The 1,329-nt window shown below is 37.6% G+C and carries 2 protein-coding genes; one reads left to right on the top strand and one right to left on the bottom strand.

The window, feature by feature from the left end:
• The coding region (locus MTX11_RS16445) for a cation efflux transmembrane domain-containing protein (protein ID WP_243475611.1) at positions 1-1,148 on the bottom strand (1,148 nt) is incomplete at its 3' end.
• Positions 1,149-1,237: 89 nt separating this feature from the next.
• On the opposite strand from MTX11_RS16445, the gene MTX11_RS16440 reads away from it, so the two are divergent.
• Positions 1,238-1,329 (top strand): MerR family DNA-binding transcriptional regulator (locus MTX11_RS16440; protein WP_004897605.1); only part of this gene is annotated, 92 nt, incomplete at its 3' end.

The raw sequence follows: 1,329 nt of genomic DNA, 5'->3' as shown, positions 1-1,329 counted from the left end.
ACAACGTCATTCGCCGAGAAAATCCAACTGGCTTTCATATGTGCGCCATCTTCTCGATGACCAGAAATAAGATATAAGCATGTCACGTTAGCTATAAGTGCGAGCAGGCCAATAACAATCATGAGCGTTGATTCTGGCTCGCTTCCAAACATGAATCGTCTAATGACATCAATAATCACGATGACAGCAAGTAATAACTGAATCCAACCTGCGAAATGGGCTGCTTTCACTTGATATTTCGCAGCTTTTCCGACGGCATATAGCGCAATACCATAAACGGCTGCATCGGCAAACATATCTAGAGAATCAGCAATCAATCCTGTAGACGCAGCAATAATACCGCTGATGAATTCTATAAAGAACAGTAGAGCATTAATGCCTAATAACAGTTTAAGTACTTTAGCTTGTCTCACAGGATCAGGTTCATTAGGTATATCGCCTGTAGAAAGCTGTGTTTCATCAAGTTTCGCCCCAAAACCCAGTCCTTCGAGTTTAGCCGTAATTTGCTGAATCCCTTCATTATGGAAGACTTTCAGTTTTCGATTGGGAAGATCAAAAGTAAGACCTTTAACTGCTTCAAGATCTGCAAGAGCCATACGGACCATTTGCTCTTCAGCAGAGCAATCCATTTTAGGAATGGTGTAGGTACTTGTTTGCTTAGCCTGTTGATTGCTTATATAAGTTTCAGTCTTCACAAGCTTTGCACCAAAACCCAAAGCTTCAAGTTTGGTAGTTATATTTTCATCTTTTTGATTATGTAGAACCTTTAAAGACCGGTTAGGTAAATCAAAGATGAGTTTTTGAACACCATCAATTGAAGATAGCGCCATACGAACCATCTGTTCTTCCGCAGAACAATCCATTTTGGGAACTAAGTATTCACTCATGTAGTGCGAATCTTTTAAAACGTCTTCAGTGCTTAAATTTTCTTTGGGATCAGAACTACAACAGGATTGAGCGGTATCTTCACAACTGTTTGAAGTGTTACAGCAAGGAGATGAAGATTTTTTTTCTTCCTCTTCACCACAACAGCTAAGCGTATTATCACAATTCTTTGAATTGTTTGCTTCTGCAATTGATGGATGATTTTCTTGTTGAGATTTCTTATCTTCGCATGGTGTTTCTTTACTACATCCACAACCACTCATAATTATACCCATTAAAAAAATTATAAACTTTGAATATTAGAATCCCTATAGTTACTATAGAGTCAAGAATCTTTGGAAATACTAACTCAATGCATTTAAAAATTGGTGAACTCTCTAAAAAAACCTCATGTTCAGTATTAACAATTAGGTTTTATGAAAAGGAAGGTTTAATTCCGGAACC

The sequence above is a fragment of the Acinetobacter lwoffii genome (assembly GCF_022809915.1).
In the GTDB taxonomy this organism is placed as follows: domain Bacteria; phylum Pseudomonadota; class Gammaproteobacteria; order Pseudomonadales; family Moraxellaceae; genus Acinetobacter; species Acinetobacter lwoffii_M.
The sequence above is the reverse complement of the archived record's forward strand: the minus strand, read 5'-3'. Positions and strand labels throughout refer to the sequence as shown.